Below are 13,935 nucleotides of genomic sequence, written 5' to 3' on the forward strand. Positions count from 1 at the left end.
CGCGAATACCCCGGTTTCGATAGGTCGTCCCCTTCGGTGGCGGGGGCGGACAACCCCGAGGGAGACAGGTAGCTGGACATGTGTCTGGACGGTACCATCGACACGAGTTCGGCACAACGCTTTCAGGGGTCTTGCGGGGGCTGACCGGCTGGTGGTGGCTGAGTTTCGGGCCGGTCAAATATCTGGACCAGTGTCTGGAATGTGGTCCAAATCATATGGTACCGTCACCGCCATGGCACGGGTAGACGACGAAGTTGCACCGGTCAACGGTGGTGCGACGGACGCGAGCGACACAGATGTGCAGGACGGGGAACAGGCCGGTGCCGGGCAGATAATTCGTCGAAACTTCTCCGACACTGTCCTTTCGAGTGTCGCGACTCTGGGCCGTGCTTTGCGTATCGGCGCGGCAGCGAGCTACATCGGTGTGATCGACGCTATTCGTGGGCGATTCCAGGTACACGAAACGCTCACCCAAGCCTGGTTTCTGATCAGGGTCACCGCGGTACCGAGTATTTTGATGGCCATTCCCTTCGGCGTCATCGTTTCCGCGCAAGTCGGCAATATCGTGTCCGAACTCGGGGCCGATTCGATGATCGGTGCGGCGGGCGGACTCGGCGTCATCAAACAGGGTGCGCCGATGGCCACCGCGATGCTGCTCGGTGGGGCGGGCGCCGCCGCGATCGCGGCCGACCTGGGCGCACGGACCGTCCGCGAGGAGGTCGACGCACTGCGGGTGATGGGCATCGACCCGGTGCAACGCCTGGTGGTGCCGCGTATCGCGGCCATGATGTTGGTCGCGCCGCTGCTCAATATCCTGATCATCTTCATCGGCGTCGGCTCGGGCTTCCTGGTCGCGGTGTCGGCGTTGAACGTCACCCCGGGCAGCTACTGGCAGTCCTTCGGCGCCTTCACCACCTCGATCGACGTGTGGGTATCGCTGGTCAAGGCCCTGATCTTCGGCTTCCTGGTCGTCGTGATCGCCTGTCAACGCGGGTTGGAAGCCAAGGGCGGACCGCGCGGTGTCGCCGACGGGGTCAATGCGGCCGTGGTGATGTCGATCGCCGCGTCCGTTGTGCTGAACACCGTGATCACCCAGGTCGTCACCATGTTCTTCCCGGTGAGGATGGCCTGATGAGCGCGCCCTATTATCCCGCCGCGCTGCGCTGGATCGGCTGGCTGCGCCGTCGTGGCATACGCCCGTTCGGCCCGATCGAGTCGATCGGGTTCGTGCTCGGCTTCTGCTGGCAGGTGCTCTCGTCGGTGCCCTACACACTCGTGCACTACCGCCGTCAGACGATCACGATGGTGACGGACATGACCTGGGGCCGCGGCTCGGTGATCATCGGCGGTGGTGTGGTGCCGCTGATGCTGTTGCTCGGCGCGGCCATGGGCGCCTCCATCGGCATCGAGGCGTTCAGTGCGCTCGACCTGTTGTCGCTGGGACAACTCAGCGGTCTCATCTCGGCCTTCGGGGTGACCCGCGAGCTCGCGCCGATCGCGGCGGGGATCGGATTCGCGGCCCAGGCCGGGTGCCGAATGACCGCCGAGATCGGCTCCATGCGCATCTCCGAGGAAATCGACGCGCTCGAATCACTCGGTATCCGGTCGGTGCCGTTCGTCGTGACGACCCGGGTCATCGCCGGGATCTTCGCCGTCGCACCGGCATTCGTGGTCGCGCTGATCCTGAGCTACTTCTCCTGCGCCTTCATCGTCACGACCATCCACGGGACACCGGCCGGAACGTACAACCACTACTTCGAGCAGTTCGTGGTCGGCTGGGATGTCTTCGCCGCGACTGTCAAAGTGATGGTGTTCGCGGTCGCTGTCGTGCTGATCCATTGCTATCAGGGTTATTTCGCCACGGGCGGTCCCGAGGGCGTCGGCATCGGTTCCGGGCGCGCCATTCGGGCGAGCCTGGTGGCGATCATCGCGCTCGACATGGTCGCCACCATTCTGCTGTGGGGATTCCAATCCCCCGTCACGTTCACCGGGTGATGCCATGCCTGCCTATGCTCTGCCGGGTACCGAAGTCGGGCCACTGCGTGCCCGCATTCTCGGCACTCTCGCCGTCGTGCTCACGCTGATCGGCGTGCTCGTCTGGCGGGTGGTGCCCGACAGCGAGCCCGACGACCAGATCCAGGTCGCACTGCTGGTCGGCCAGGTCGGCGAGGGTGTCGGGGAGGGCACCGATGTCCGGCTCGACGGCGTGCGCGTCGGCTCGGTCGCCGCGATCGACTTCGCCGGCCGCGGCGAGCAGCGAATCGAGCTGGCGCTGAGTGGTTCTCAGCTGTTCGGCCTGACGAACGCCCTGACCGTCGACTACGCGCCGGGAAACCTCTTCGGCATCAGCGCCATCGAGCTGCATTCGACAGCGGGCGGTGCGGAGCTGGTCGACGGCTCGACGGTCGATCTGACCGACCGCGACGCTGATCGAGTCCACGACGCCACGCTCTCGGCCTTGCTGAATTCGACGGGCCAGCTCGCCGACGAGGTGCTGACACCGAAACTCGTCGAACTGCTCAGCACGATCTCGCGCGACCTCACGGCCTTCACGCCGCTGATGCAGGCGATCGGCACGACCGCCCGCTCCTATGCCGAGACCCGGCAACTCCCGCCGTCGATGCTGTTCGAACAGTTCGGTTCGGCGCTGACCGGGTTGCCGCCGATGCTGACCGGCGGGCTGACGCTGCTGAACGCGGAGTACACGAACAAGTACCTGGCGGTACCCGACCAACTCCAACGCTTCGGCCAGATGTTCGAAGGCATCCAATACCAACTGCTGCCGACGGTGACCCAACTGCTCAGCACGTCCCAACAGTATTTCGGTGGAATCCTGCCCATGATCAGCCTTGTCCTCGACCGCCTTGCCGCATCGGTCAGCGACCCGCACCGGTCGGCGCAGCAGCTGAGCGAACTACTCACCCGCCTCGACATCGCCTTTCGCGACACACCCGACGGCCCGGTGCTCACTGCCGGGGTCGAACTGGATGTGGTGCCCGGTCTGGCGGCGCCACTGGCCTCGATACTCGGGGGCGCGCGCTGATGACGACACGTTCCCTGCTCGTGCGCGTAGCCGCCGCGGTCCTGCTGATGGGTCTGGTGCTGGTGGGCGTCCTGCGTGTGATCGAGAGACCGATCGACGGCGAAACCGACACCTACACAGCGCTGTTCACCGATGCGAACGGCCTGCGGGCCGGCGACGACGTGCGCCTCTACGGCGTTCAGGTCGGCAAGGTGCGTGCGGTCGAACTCGACGGCGCGCTCGCTCGCGTGACTTTTATCGTCAGCAGGGATCGGCCGGTGTTCACCAACACCGTGATCGCCATCCGCTACCAGAACCTCACCGGATTCCGATATCTGGACGTTGAGCAGCCCGAACAGCCTGCGGCACGGCGTGATCCGGCATCGGTCTTCGGCACCGCGGAGACGGTGCCCGACTTCGACATCACCCGACTGTTCAAAGGACTACAGCCGGTCCTGGCCGAACTCTCGCCCGACGATCTCAATCAGTTCGCGACCAGCATTCTCGCGGTCGTCCAGGGCGACGGGACGGGTGTCGGGCAGGCGCTGGGCGCCATCGACAAGCTCAGCCGCTATGCCTCCGATCGGCAGGCGGTGCTGTCGACGCTGGTGGGCAACCTCGCTCAGGTGGCCGATCATCTCGGCGGGAAGTCCGGCAACGCGATGACCCTGCTGACCAATCTGACCAACCTGTTCATCACCATCACCGAGAAGCTGCCCGGACTCGTCGACTTCGCGAACGGCATACCCGGTGTACTGCAACCACTTCGGAGCATGCTGACCGTCTTCGGGGTCACCGGGGAACCCGACGGGGACCTCGATGTAGCGCTGCGCAGGGCATTTCCTGATCCGTATGACGCGGTGGCCGCGTTCGAGAGCATGCCCGGTCTCATTCAAGCGATGACACAGGCAATTCCGCCCACCGGGCCCGACCTCATCTGCTCGCGCGGTGCTGCCACGGCGCCCCAACCTCTGCAAGTACTCATCGCCGGACAGGGGATCGTGCTGTGTCACCGATAGCGCGCGGACGCGCCGCCGATCCGCGGGCAGGCGAATTGCGCTGGGGGATAGCGGGAATGTGCGCCGCTGTGCTCTTGCTGGTCGCGATCGGCGCGGTCTATGTCACCGGAACGACCGCCGAGCGCACGTATTCCGCCGAGATGGCCCAGGCGGGCTCGGTCCGCACCGGCGACGACGTGCGGCTCGCGGGGATACCCGTCGGGAAGGTGACCGCGCTGACCCTGCTGCCCGATCGGGTCAGGATGGAATTCACGGTCGCCGAGGACGCGTTCCTCGGCGATCAGACCACCCTCGACATCCGGATGCTCACCTTCGTCGGCGGCTACTACCTGGCCGTCCTGCCCGCCGGCACGAAACCGCTCGGCGCCGCGGTGATCCCGATGGAGCGAGTCATCGTGCCCTACAACCTGACCAAGGCTTTCCAGGACGCCGTGGAGCCGGTCCGCCGGATCGACGGGAGCGTCTTCCGCCAAGACCTCGCCGCACTGTCCACCGCGATCGACAAGAGCCCGGACGCCGTGCGGTCGACGGTGCGCGCCGCCGGTGACGTGGTCGCGATCCTGGACGAGCAGAACGCCGACATCTCCCGTGCCCTGTCCATCGCCGACGAATACCTGACCGCGCTCGACGCGAACGTCGATGTGCTGGCGGACCTGATCATCACCCTCGGCACGCTCGAACAGATCATCCAGACCAACAAGGTGCAGGTTGCCGAATCCCTGTACGACCTGGCAGTGATCCTGCAGGATCTCACGCCGCTCGGACGGGCGTGGGACGCGTCGATCAAAGAGCGCGCCCAGCCGCTCGCCGATGCCATCCCCGCGCTCGAGCAGCTCGGCGGGCGGCTGGGCGCCCTGCTGGATGCCGTGCGCGCGTTCGAACAGCGACTGCTCTCGCTGATGCCCGCGGGCGGTGGGGTGAGTGTCGACCAGTCCGGCGCGACCATCCAACTCCCCGCCGTGTGCGTGCCGCTGCCGGGAGGTGGTTGTTGATGCTGAACAAGATCCTGGGATCGCGCGGGCTGATGTCGGCCGTGGTCGTCGTGGCGCTCGTCCTGGCCGGTGCGATCGGCCTGCGGCTGAGCTCGCCGAATCCGCCGATGCGTAGCTACTGCGCAGACATGCCGGACAGTATCGGGCTGTATGAAGGCAGCGCGGTCACGGTTATGGGGGTGCAGGTCGGGAGCGTCACCGAGATCAGCATCGAGGGTGCGGTGGCGCGCGTCGAATTCACCGTCCGCGCCGATCGCAAGCTGCCGACCGATGTCGGAGCGGTGACCGTGAGCGACACCTTGATCGCCGACCGGCGGCTGGCCCTGATCGGGGCCGAACCCGCTGGGCCGGGCTGGAATTCGAGCGCGTGCATCACCAAGACGCTGACCCCCAAAAGCCTGACGCAGACCTTCGACGCGCTCGCCGGGCTCGCCGACCAGCTCAACGGTGCGGGCGAAACGGGTCAGCAGCGCACCGCCGTCGGGGCCGGAGTCGATGCGCTCGATCGCGCGACAGCGGGGACCGGTGATCAGATCAACGAGATCATCGCCGCGTTGAGCAGAGCGCTGGTCGCACCCGACGCGGCGATCGGCCACATCGGGCAACTGCTCGACGCGCTCACCGAGCTCGCTCACCGAGCCCGTGGCGGCTGGTCGCAGGTGGAGACCACGGTGAGCGGGCTGCCGCAGACCTTCAACGACATCGTCACCATCGCGTTCCCGCCGATCATCGAGATCGTCGCCGCGCTCGCCGACCTGCTGCCCCAGCTCAACGACGTGATCGTGATGTTCGGGTCGCCCGCGCTGCGCGCGTTGAATTCCGTGCCGGATCTTTCGCGCATGATCGCGGCGGGCGTCGGCTCGCTCGCCGATGTCATCGCCATGGCCCCGGCCGTCGCGAGCGGCTTCGCCGGCGCCGTCGACCCGGCCAGCGGAGCGCTGACCATCGGCTACGCGCCACCGAAACTCGTACTCGCCCAGCAAGACACGGCCCACGTCTGTGCGGCCGTGCAGGTCATTACCGGACAGCCCTGCCAGGCGACCGAAAGCGGTGCGATGACGATTCCTGCCCTGCCCCTGCTGCTCGGGGCGGTGAGCGCACGATGAGACGCGTTGCCCTGCTCCTGTTCACAGTGCTGCTCGCCGCCACCGGCTGCGGCTTTCAGCCCGCCGACCTGCCGGTACCGGGTTCGGGCGTCGACGGACCGACGTATCAGCTGCGGATCGAGTTCGCCGATGTGCTCAATCTCCCGCAGGGCGCCAAGGTGATCGCGGCCGGTGTCCGGGTCGGCATACTCACCGGGGTCACCCTCGTCGATCCGGTCGCCGCCACACCGGACCGTAAGGCCGTGCCGGGCTATGCCGTCGCCGATGTCGCCCTCGCGCAGTCGGTTCGGCTCTCGGTCGGCACCACCGCCGAACTCCGCCAGGAGACTCCGCTCGGCGACGTCCACATCGCGCTGACCGAACCGGTGCACGCGAGGACGGGTGAGCTGACGGCGGGCGCGACCATTCCGCTCGCGGACACCACCCAGTCGCCCCCGATCGAGGACATCCTGGCCGGACTGTCCACCTTCATCGGCAGCGGCGCGGTGACCGACTTCCAATCCATCGTGCGCACCATGAACGGCGTGTTCCCCGACGATCCGCGCGATACCGCCCGTCTCGCAGGCATTCTCGGCGCCGACATCACCGACCTCGGCGACCACCTGCACTCGGTCGACGCCCTGCTCGACGGCTTGGAGGCCACCGTCGAGGAGGGCATGCAGCAGAACCTGCCGATTCTCGACGAACTGCTGACCCCCTACGGCGTCCAACACACCACCGATGCGGTGAACGCGCAGATCCGGGTCATCTTCGTGCTGACCGCGCTCGGCCCGGTCGCGCCGAGTGCGCAGTGGCTCGGCCCACTGCTGTCCTCCTTGGATGACACCACCCGCGCCCTGGTGCCCATGCTGCTGGGCAGCCGCCCGCTCGACGCCGATTCACCGTCGAACATGAAGGCGCTCATCGATCTGATCAACACCGATCTCGTTCCCTTCGCCACGCACGGTCCGAAGGTCGACCTGGTCGATGTCACCCTCGGGCCGTCGACCGGCTCGATCACTGCCGACGAGCACACGGCCCGCATCGTCGACACCCTGCGGATGATCGGACTCCTACGATGAATGTCCGTGCGGCAGTGTCGCTCTCCGCGATCGCGGCGGTCCTGGTTCTCGGTGTCGGGTACATGTCGCTCGGGGTGCTGCGGCTGGACCCGCGACTGAGCTACATCACCGCCGACATGCGGCTGGACAACTCGGGCGGGCTCGCGCCGAATTCGCCTGTCCTGCTCGCCGGTGTGCAGGTCGGGCGCACCGAGTCGGTACGCAAGCAGGCGGGCGGGGTGCTCGTTCGGCTGCGGATCGACAGCCGCTACCGAATCCCGGTGTCCAGCAACGTGCGGATCGAGCAGCTCTCGGCCCTCGGCGAGCCGTATATCGCGTTCGCGCCGGAATCGGGTGCGGGCCCGTATCTCGAGGACGGCCAAGTCGTCGCGGCCGACCGGATCCACCTGCCGATGACCATCACGGCCCTGTCGGCCCGACTGGTCGAACTGCTCGAGCAGATCCATCCCGAGGCGATCGCGAACCTGGTCGACACCTTCGACCGCGCGCTCGCCGGGACGGACACGGCGATGCAGACCCTGCAGCGGTCATCGACCCTGCTCGCGGCCACTCTGCTCAGCCGCACCGAGGCCGTTCGGCAACTGTTCGCCGATGTGCAAGCCCTCGGCGGCAACATGGAATGGCTAGGGCCCTCGCTCGGCACGGCGGGTCCGCTGTTCGGCGAGTTCGGCGTGACGCTGAACGCGATCGTGGAATCGGGATCGGAGCTCGTCGAGAGCCGCCCGGTGCCCTCGTACTTCACCGGCGACGGCCTCGTGCCGTTCCTGGCCGAGCTCACCACCCTGATCGAGGAGATCGGGCCCAGCATCGCCCCGCTGGGACAGGTGCTGGGTCCGGTGGTCACCGATGCGGTGAACCGGACACCCGCCATCGACATCAGCACCCTGATCGAGCAAGCCCTACAGAGCGTGGACGCCGACGGCACAGTGCATTTGCGCATCGGCGTCAAATAGTCGGACAAAGGACGGACCATGAGTACAGCGACCGAAGAAGCCACCACCACCGAGGCCGCCGAGCAGCCGCCGCGCACCGTATCCCTGCGACTGTCGACCGTGCTGAGCACCGCCACGATCGCGGTCCTCGTCGCCGCGGTGGTCACCTTCGCGTCGCTGTACTTCTCGGCCGAGGCGACGATCGCCGATCGCGATGCACGCGACGCCGACGCCCGGCACGTCGAACAGATCGCCTCCGACTACGGGGTCGGCGCGTCCACCATCGACTACCGCGACGTGCAGGCGTGGTTCGCCCGACTGCGAACCGGCACCACCCCGCAACTGGCCGCGAAATTCGACGCCACCGCACCGCAATTGGAGCAGATCCTGCTGCCGCTGCAGTGGACGTCGAAGGCGACCCCGCTCTCGGCGACCGTGACCTCGGAAAGCGGTGGCATCTACAAGGTCAACGCCTACCTCGATGTGGTCTCCACCAGCGCCCAGACGCCCGACGGAACGCGGACCACCGTCACCTACTCGCTCACTGTCGACCGCAATGCCGACTGGCAGATCACCGAGGTGGGTGGCCTGCAGAACGCGCTGCCGACCAAATAGCCGACTCAGTAGGCGATGAAGAGGATCTCGTCGGGGGTGTAGTCGTGTCCGGGGTGGTTTTCGGCCAGGTGCGCCTGGGTCTGCTTGATCAGGTCGTCTTCGTCGGTGCCCTTGATGGCGACGCCGCAGGGGCAGTTCAGGCGAGTCTTCATCGGTGTTCTCCTTTGGTTCCGACTATCCGAGCAGGTTTCCGGACAGTAGTCCGGATTGTATTCCAGTTCATATGTTAGCGTGGCTCGCATGGCAGCTCTGGACGAAATCTCCGCCGGTACCAGCGACCTGTTCGCACTCGCCGAACAGGTCACCGGATTCATGCCGCCGGACGAGGGACACGCGCTCTACGCTGCCGCTCGCGCGTACGCGGGCGACGGAATCATCATGGAGATCGGCACCTATTGCGGCAAGTCGACCGTCTATCTCGGCGCCGCCGCCCGCGAGACCGGCGCCGCCGTGTTCACCGTCGACCACCACCGCGGCTCCGAGGAGCACCAGCTGGGTTGGGAGTACCACGACACCACCCTGGTCGACCCGGAGACCGGCGTCTTCGACACCGTGACCACGTTCCGGCGCACCATGATTCGGGCGGAACTCACCGACACGGTGACCGCGATCATCGGCTCGTCCACCGCCGCGGCGCGCGTCTGGCGCACCCCGCTGCGGATGCTGTTCGTCGACGGCGGCCACACCGAGGAAGCCGCCCAGCGCGACTACGACAACTGGGTGCCCTGGGTGGCGGGGGGCGGGCTGCTGGCCATCCACGACGTCTTCCCCGACCCCGCCGATGGCGGCCGCGCGCCGTTCAACATCTATCGCCGGGCACTCGACAGCGGCAAGTTCAGCGAACTCTCGGTCACCGGTTCGCTGCGCATCTTGCAGCGCACCGCCGCCTGCGGCTGAGTCTCAGCGGGGGAGCGCGTCGCGGAAGATGCCGTTGCCCGCGGTGGTGCGGGTGAGGGCGTCGGCGGCGAGCACGACAGCCGCCCCGGTCCACGTGGTGCGTTCTTCCGGCCAGCGCTTGCCATCGGTGAAAACCAGTCCGGTCCAATAGGAACCGTCGAGTTCGCGCAGATGCTGCATATTGGCGAACAGCGTGGCGGCGGCAGCGGTGTCGCCGATGGCGTCCAGGGCGAGCACCAGTTCACAGGTCTCGGCGCCGGTGACCCACGGTGCGTCGGAGACGCAGCGGATCCCGAGGTCGCCGACGACGAATTCGTTCCAGCGCCGAGCTATCAGCTCCGTGGCCGCGACGCCGCGCACCGCACCGCCGAGGACGGGGTAGTACCAGTCCATGGAGTAGCGGCTCTTGTCCAGGAAGACGTCCGGACGATGGCGCAGGGCGTGGCCGAGCCGGTCGCGGGCCGCCGCCCAGTCCGGGCGTGGATCGCCCACCCGCTCGGCCAGCGTCACCGCGCAGCCGAGGCTGTGGAAGATGCTGGAACAGCCGGTCAGCAAGGCTTCGCCGGAGGACCCGGATTCATTTGCCGACCAGTGGATCTCGCCGTGCGCGCCCAGCTGGAGGCCGAGCACGAAGTCGATGCCCGCGCGAACCGTCGGCCACAGCTCGGCGGCGAAGCCGGTATCGCCGGTGACCGACAGGGCGTGCAGGACGCCGGTGGCCAGGTAGGCGCAGAAATTGGTGTCGGCATCGTGATTCTCGATCACGCCACCGCGCACCTGCATCGGCCACGAGCCGTCGGAGCGTTGCGATTTCGCCGACCAGATGTAGGCCTCACGGGCCTCGTCCCACAGGCCGGCCACGGTGAGTGCCATCGCGGACTCGATGTGGTCCCACGGATCGGTGTGACCGCCGCTGAACCAGGGAATCGCGCCATCGGGTTCCTGGGCGGCGGCGATGGATTCGGCGGTCTGCCGGATATCCCGCGCGGAGAGGACTCCGGGAAGGGTCGGTAGCTCAACGGGCATCGCCGCGCACCGCCGGTTTCGTGAAGTAGAGCGCGACGGACTTGCCGACCAGCGGATTCAACACACGTTCGGCCGTGCGCGTCACGGCGGGCGCCGACATCATGTCCCACACCAGCATGCGGTGATAGGCGCTCACCAGTGGGTGCTTGTCATTGCGCACGCCGACAGCGCATTTGAGCCACCAGAAGGGTGCGTGCAGCGCGTGCGCGAAGTCCTGGTGGTGGTAGCGCAGACCGCGCGCGGTGATCTTGTCGCGCAGCTCGTCAGCGCGATAGATGCGCACGTGGCCGCCTTCGTTGGCGTGGTACTCGTCCGAGAGCGCCCAGCAGATGCGTTCGGGCAGCCAGCGCGGCACCGTGACCACCAGCGTGCCGCCGGGTTTGACCACCCGCGCCAGTTCGGCGATCGCCTGCGTGTCCTGCGGCACGTGCTCGAGGATCTCCGAGGCGATGACCACGTCGAATTCCTCGTTGCCGTAGGGCAGATCGAGCGCGTCACCGCGCACGGTCTCGGCCTTGGCGTACTCCGGCGCCTCGCCGGCCGCGGCCATGGCCTCGAACATGATGTCGACATCGGCCAGGTCGGCGGCGTTCTGGTCGAACGCGACGATGTCGGCTCCGCGTCGGTAGGCCTCGAAGGAATGTCTGCCCGCGCCGCAGCCGATGTCGATGACCCGTGATCCGGGGCCGACGCCCAAGCGGTCGAAATCGACGGTCAACATGAGGCCTCCAGGTGCTGCACAGGGTCGGGCGGTGTCGTCATCGGGCGGTGCCCGGCGGGGTGGGGGAGCGGCGGGTGATCGCCTGGTCGTAGATCGCGACCGTCTGCGCGGCGACGGCCGACCAGCTGAACAGCTCGAGAACGCGAACACGACCCGCCGCGCCGAGGAGCTCGCGCCGGGCGGGGTCGGCGAGCAGATCGCCGAGCACCCGGGTCAGCGCGTCCACATCGCCCGGCTCGACCAGTTCGGCGCACTCGCCGACGACCTCGGGCAGCGCGCCCGCTCGGCTGGCGACCAGCGGCGTGCCGCTGGCCATCGCCTCGACCGCGGGGAGCGAAAACCCCTCGTACATCGACGGAATGCAGGCGAGCTCCGCGGAGGCCAGCAGTTCGGCCAACTGCTCGTCGCTCATTCCGCTGACCGGCGTGACGATATCGGCGATGCCGAGTTCGGCGATGAGCTTCTCGGTGGGGCCGTTCGGTTCCAGCTTCGCGACGAGCCGGAGCTCGACATCGCTGGTATTGCGCAGCCGGGCAACGGCTTTCAGCAGGTGTGCGATGCCCTTGAGCGGCTTGTCGGCGCTGGCGACCGCGACGATCCGCCCACGCACCCGCGGTGTCTCGCGTGGCCGGAACAGCTCGGTGTCCACGCCGAGGGGAACGGTATGCAGCTGTCCCGGCCGCACGCCGAAGTCTTCGGCGATATCCGCGGCCGACGACGACGACACCGTGATCAGGTCCGGAATCTGCTGTGCGACTCGCTGTTGCATGCCGAGGAACCCGTACCAGCGTCGCACGAACAGTTTGCGCCGCCACGGCGTCGCGGCCAGATCGACCGCGCGGTCGCGCGTGATCGGATGATGCACGGTCGCCACCAGCGGCAGCTGCTCGGCGATGTCGAGCAGGCCGGAGCCGAGGCACTGATTGTCGTGCACGACATCGAAATCCTGTGCGCGCGAGGCCAATAGCCGGGCGGCGCGCAGGCTGAACGTGCGCGGTTCGGGGAACCCTGCCGTCCACATGGTGGCGAGCTCGAGCAGATCGATGCGATCGCGGATCTCGCGGGGATGCGGTGTGCGAAAGGGGTCTTCGTCGCGGTAGAGGTCCAGACTCGGCACCTCGGTGAGACGCACCCGCGGATCGAGATCCTCGGGATAGGGCTGGCCGGAGAACACCTCGACTTCGTGGCCGAGCTCGACGAGCCCCTGGCTCAGGTACCGGACATACACTCCCTGTCCGCCGCAGTGCGGCTTGCTCCGGTAGGACAGCAGTGCGATCCTCATCAGTCCCGTTCTCCTGACTCGTAGCTGACCTGCCAGTGTTTGATGCCGTTGATCCACCCAGACCGTAGCCGCTGCGGCTCCGACACCTGGGACAGATCGGGCATCACGTCGGCGATGGCGTTGAAGATCAGATCGATCTCGAGCCGGGCCAGGTTGGCGCCGACACAGAAATGGGTGCCGGTGCCGCCGAAGGCCAGATGCGGATTGGGGTCGCGCAGGATGTCGAAGCTGAACGGGCGCTCGAAGGCATCCTCGTCGAAATTGGCTGAGCTGTAGAACAATCCGACGCGTTCACCAGCGCGGATGAGCTGGCCGCCGAGCTCGGTGTCGGCGGTCGCGGTGCGCTGGAAGACCGTCACCGGGGTCGCCCACCGCACGATCTCGTCGATCGCGGTCCGTGGGCGTTGCCGCTTGTAGAGCTCCCACTGATCCGGATTGTCGATGAACGCCTTCATGCCGTGGGTGATGGCGTTGCGGGTGGTCTCGTTGCCCGCCACCGCCAGCAGGATCACGAAGAATCCGAACTCGTCGGAGCCCAGCGCCTCCCCGTCGAGATCGGCGTGCACCAGTGTGCTGACGATGTCGTCGGCCGGTTCGGCGCGCCGCTGTTCGGCCATGTTCCAGGCGTAGCCGAGGATCTCCATGGCCGCTGTCGACGAGGCGTCGGTCGTGATGGCGTCGCCGTACTCCGGATCGTCGTAGTTGAGCATCTGGTTCGACCAGTCGAACAGCTTGCGGCGGTCCTGCTGGGGGACACCGACCAGTTCGGCGATGGCCTGCAGCGGAAGCTCGCACGCCACCTGTTCGACGAAATCGCCGCCGCCTGCCGCCCGTGCCGCGTGCACGATCGCCGCCGCCCGTTCGGTCAACGCCGCGCGCAACCCCTCGACCGCGCGCGGTGTGAACCCCTTGGAGATGATGCGGCGGATCTTGGTGTGCTTGGGCGGATCCATGTTCAGCAACAGGGCGCCGGTGAGTTCGATCTGCTCGGGAGTCACCTCACCGGGCAGCCGGATGACCGAACCCTTCTGCTGGGAGGAGAACAGCTCGGGATTGCGCGAGATCTCCTTGATGTCCTCGTGCTTGCTGATCACCCAGTAGCCGCCGTCGCGGAACCCGCCCGACTGCGGGTCGGTCTGGGCGTTCCACCAGACCGGGGCGGTGCGGCGCAGCTCGGCGAATTCCTGGACGGGGTTGCGGGATTCCCACAGGGCCGGATCGGTGAAATCGAATCCGCTGGGAATGGACGACGCTGTCACAGT

15 protein-coding genes are annotated in these 13,935 nt (G+C 67.2%); 10 read left to right on the forward strand and 5 right to left on the reverse strand.

All coding sequences use genetic code 11. The annotated features are described in order from the left end of the window. Positions 1-190 precede the first annotated feature (190 nt). The 9 genes from ASD42_RS30320 to ASD42_RS30360 are packed head-to-tail and all read left to right on the forward strand — an operon-like array spanning position 191 to position 8,747. Positions 191-1,132: an ABC transporter permease gene (locus ASD42_RS30320; protein WP_235569888.1), complete on the forward strand. Its 942-nt coding sequence runs from the start codon at positions 191-193 to the stop codon at positions 1,130-1,132. Continuing rightward, positions 1,132-1,995 carry an ABC transporter permease gene (locus tag ASD42_RS30325; protein WP_056823127.1) on the forward strand — a complete coding sequence of 288 codons (864 nt, stop codon included), beginning with the start codon at positions 1,132-1,134 and terminating at the stop codon, positions 1,993-1,995. Before ASD42_RS30320 ends, ASD42_RS30325 begins: the two co-directional genes overlap by 1 nt. Before the next feature lie 4 nt (positions 1,996-1,999). Next, positions 2,000-3,043: a hypothetical protein gene (locus ASD42_RS30330; RefSeq protein ID WP_056823128.1), complete on the forward strand. Its 1,044-nt coding sequence runs from the start codon at positions 2,000-2,002 to the stop codon at positions 3,041-3,043. After that, entirely contained in the window at positions 3,043-4,041 is a 999-nt protein-coding gene (locus tag ASD42_RS30335; protein ID WP_056823131.1) for an MlaD family protein, read from the forward strand. Before ASD42_RS30330 ends, ASD42_RS30335 begins: the two co-directional genes overlap by 1 nt. Beyond that, positions 4,029-5,033 (forward strand): MlaD family protein, encoded by a 1,005-nt coding sequence (locus ASD42_RS30340; RefSeq protein ID WP_235569889.1) that lies wholly within the window; start codon positions 4,029-4,031, stop codon positions 5,031-5,033. Before ASD42_RS30335 ends, ASD42_RS30340 begins: the two co-directional genes overlap by 13 nt. Further along, positions 5,033-6,139: an MlaD family protein gene (locus ASD42_RS30345; RefSeq protein ID WP_056823315.1), complete on the forward strand. Its 1,107-nt coding sequence runs from the start codon at positions 5,033-5,035 to the stop codon at positions 6,137-6,139. Before ASD42_RS30340 ends, ASD42_RS30345 begins: the two co-directional genes overlap by 1 nt. Then, positions 6,136-7,200: an MlaD family protein gene (locus ASD42_RS30350; protein WP_056823133.1), complete on the forward strand. Its 1,065-nt coding sequence runs from the start codon at positions 6,136-6,138 to the stop codon at positions 7,198-7,200. Before ASD42_RS30345 ends, ASD42_RS30350 begins: the two co-directional genes overlap by 4 nt. Then, positions 7,197-8,153: an MlaD family protein gene (locus ASD42_RS30355; protein WP_056823135.1), complete on the forward strand. Its 957-nt coding sequence runs from the start codon at positions 7,197-7,199 to the stop codon at positions 8,151-8,153. Before ASD42_RS30350 ends, ASD42_RS30355 begins: the two co-directional genes overlap by 4 nt. A gap of 18 nt (positions 8,154-8,171) precedes the next feature. After that, a complete protein-coding gene (locus ASD42_RS30360; protein ID WP_056823137.1) occupies positions 8,172-8,747 on the forward strand; it encodes a hypothetical protein in 576 nt (191 codons plus the stop codon). A 5-nt stretch (positions 8,748-8,752) separates the two neighbouring features. Here ASD42_RS30360 and ASD42_RS33540 read toward each other — a convergent pair whose 3' ends face one another. Then, a complete protein-coding gene (locus ASD42_RS33540) occupies positions 8,753-8,899 on the reverse strand; it encodes a DUF1059 domain-containing protein (RefSeq protein ID WP_063816260.1) in 147 nt (48 codons plus the stop codon). Positions 8,900-8,987: 88 nt separating this feature from the next. Between ASD42_RS33540 and ASD42_RS30365 the strand changes: the two genes are divergently transcribed. Further along, the gene (locus ASD42_RS30365) at positions 8,988-9,644 is read left to right on the forward strand and encodes a class I SAM-dependent methyltransferase (protein ID WP_131817198.1); all 657 of its coding nucleotides are present in this window, start codon (positions 8,988-8,990) and stop codon (positions 9,642-9,644) included. Positions 9,645-9,647: 3 nt separating this feature from the next. Here ASD42_RS30365 and ASD42_RS30370 read toward each other — a convergent pair whose 3' ends face one another. The 4 genes from ASD42_RS30370 to ASD42_RS30385 are packed head-to-tail and all read right to left on the reverse strand — an operon-like array spanning position 9,648 to position 13,932. Next, positions 9,648-10,670 (reverse strand): prenyltransferase, encoded by a 1,023-nt coding sequence (locus ASD42_RS30370; RefSeq protein ID WP_056823139.1) that lies wholly within the window; start codon positions 10,668-10,670, stop codon positions 9,648-9,650. Beyond that, positions 10,660-11,391, reverse strand: a complete 732-nt coding sequence (locus tag ASD42_RS30375) for a class I SAM-dependent methyltransferase (protein ID WP_056823140.1) — start codon at positions 11,389-11,391, stop codon at positions 10,660-10,662. The genes ASD42_RS30370 and ASD42_RS30375 overlap by 11 nt, the downstream gene beginning before the upstream one ends. Positions 11,392-11,428: 37 nt before the next feature. Continuing rightward, positions 11,429-12,673 (reverse strand): glycosyltransferase family 4 protein, encoded by a 1,245-nt coding sequence (locus ASD42_RS30380; protein ID WP_056823142.1) that lies wholly within the window; start codon positions 12,671-12,673, stop codon positions 11,429-11,431. Next, on the reverse strand, positions 12,673-13,932 hold the full coding sequence (locus tag ASD42_RS30385) for a cytochrome P450 (protein WP_056823143.1): 1,260 nt from the start codon (positions 13,930-13,932) through the stop codon (positions 12,673-12,675). The genes ASD42_RS30380 and ASD42_RS30385 overlap by 1 nt, the downstream gene beginning before the upstream one ends. Positions 13,933-13,935: the final 3 nt, after the last annotated feature.

The sequence above is a fragment of the Nocardia sp. Root136 genome (genome assembly GCF_001427185.1).
Lineage (GTDB): Bacteria > Actinomycetota > Actinomycetes > Mycobacteriales > Mycobacteriaceae > Nocardia > Nocardia salmonicida.

Coding starts and splice junctions, on each gene's coding strand:
- ASD42_RS30380 (WP_056823142.1), bottom strand. CDS start 12,673: ATGAGGATCGCACTGCTGTCCTACCGGAGCAAGCCGCACTGCGGCGGA.
- ASD42_RS33540 (WP_063816260.1), bottom strand. CDS start 8,899: ATGAAGACTCGCCTGAACTGCCCCTGCGGCGTCGCCATCAAGGGCACC.
- ASD42_RS30365 (WP_131817198.1), top strand. CDS start 8,988: ATGGCAGCTCTGGACGAAATCTCCGCCGGTACCAGCGACCTGTTCGCA.
- ASD42_RS30330 (WP_056823128.1), top strand. CDS start 2,000: ATGCCTGCCTATGCTCTGCCGGGTACCGAAGTCGGGCCACTGCGTGCC.
- ASD42_RS30350 (WP_056823133.1), top strand. CDS start 6,136: ATGAGACGCGTTGCCCTGCTCCTGTTCACAGTGCTGCTCGCCGCCACC.
- ASD42_RS30335 (WP_056823131.1), top strand. CDS start 3,043: ATGACGACACGTTCCCTGCTCGTGCGCGTAGCCGCCGCGGTCCTGCTG.
- ASD42_RS30345 (WP_056823315.1), top strand. CDS start 5,033: ATGCTGAACAAGATCCTGGGATCGCGCGGGCTGATGTCGGCCGTGGTC.
- ASD42_RS30360 (WP_056823137.1), top strand. CDS start 8,172: ATGAGTACAGCGACCGAAGAAGCCACCACCACCGAGGCCGCCGAGCAG.
- ASD42_RS30370 (WP_056823139.1), bottom strand. CDS start 10,670: ATGCCCGTTGAGCTACCGACCCTTCCCGGAGTCCTCTCCGCGCGGGAT.
- ASD42_RS30355 (WP_056823135.1), top strand. CDS start 7,197: ATGAATGTCCGTGCGGCAGTGTCGCTCTCCGCGATCGCGGCGGTCCTG.
- ASD42_RS30325 (WP_056823127.1), top strand. CDS start 1,132: ATGAGCGCGCCCTATTATCCCGCCGCGCTGCGCTGGATCGGCTGGCTG.
- ASD42_RS30375 (WP_056823140.1), bottom strand. CDS start 11,391: ATGTTGACCGTCGATTTCGACCGCTTGGGCGTCGGCCCCGGATCACGG.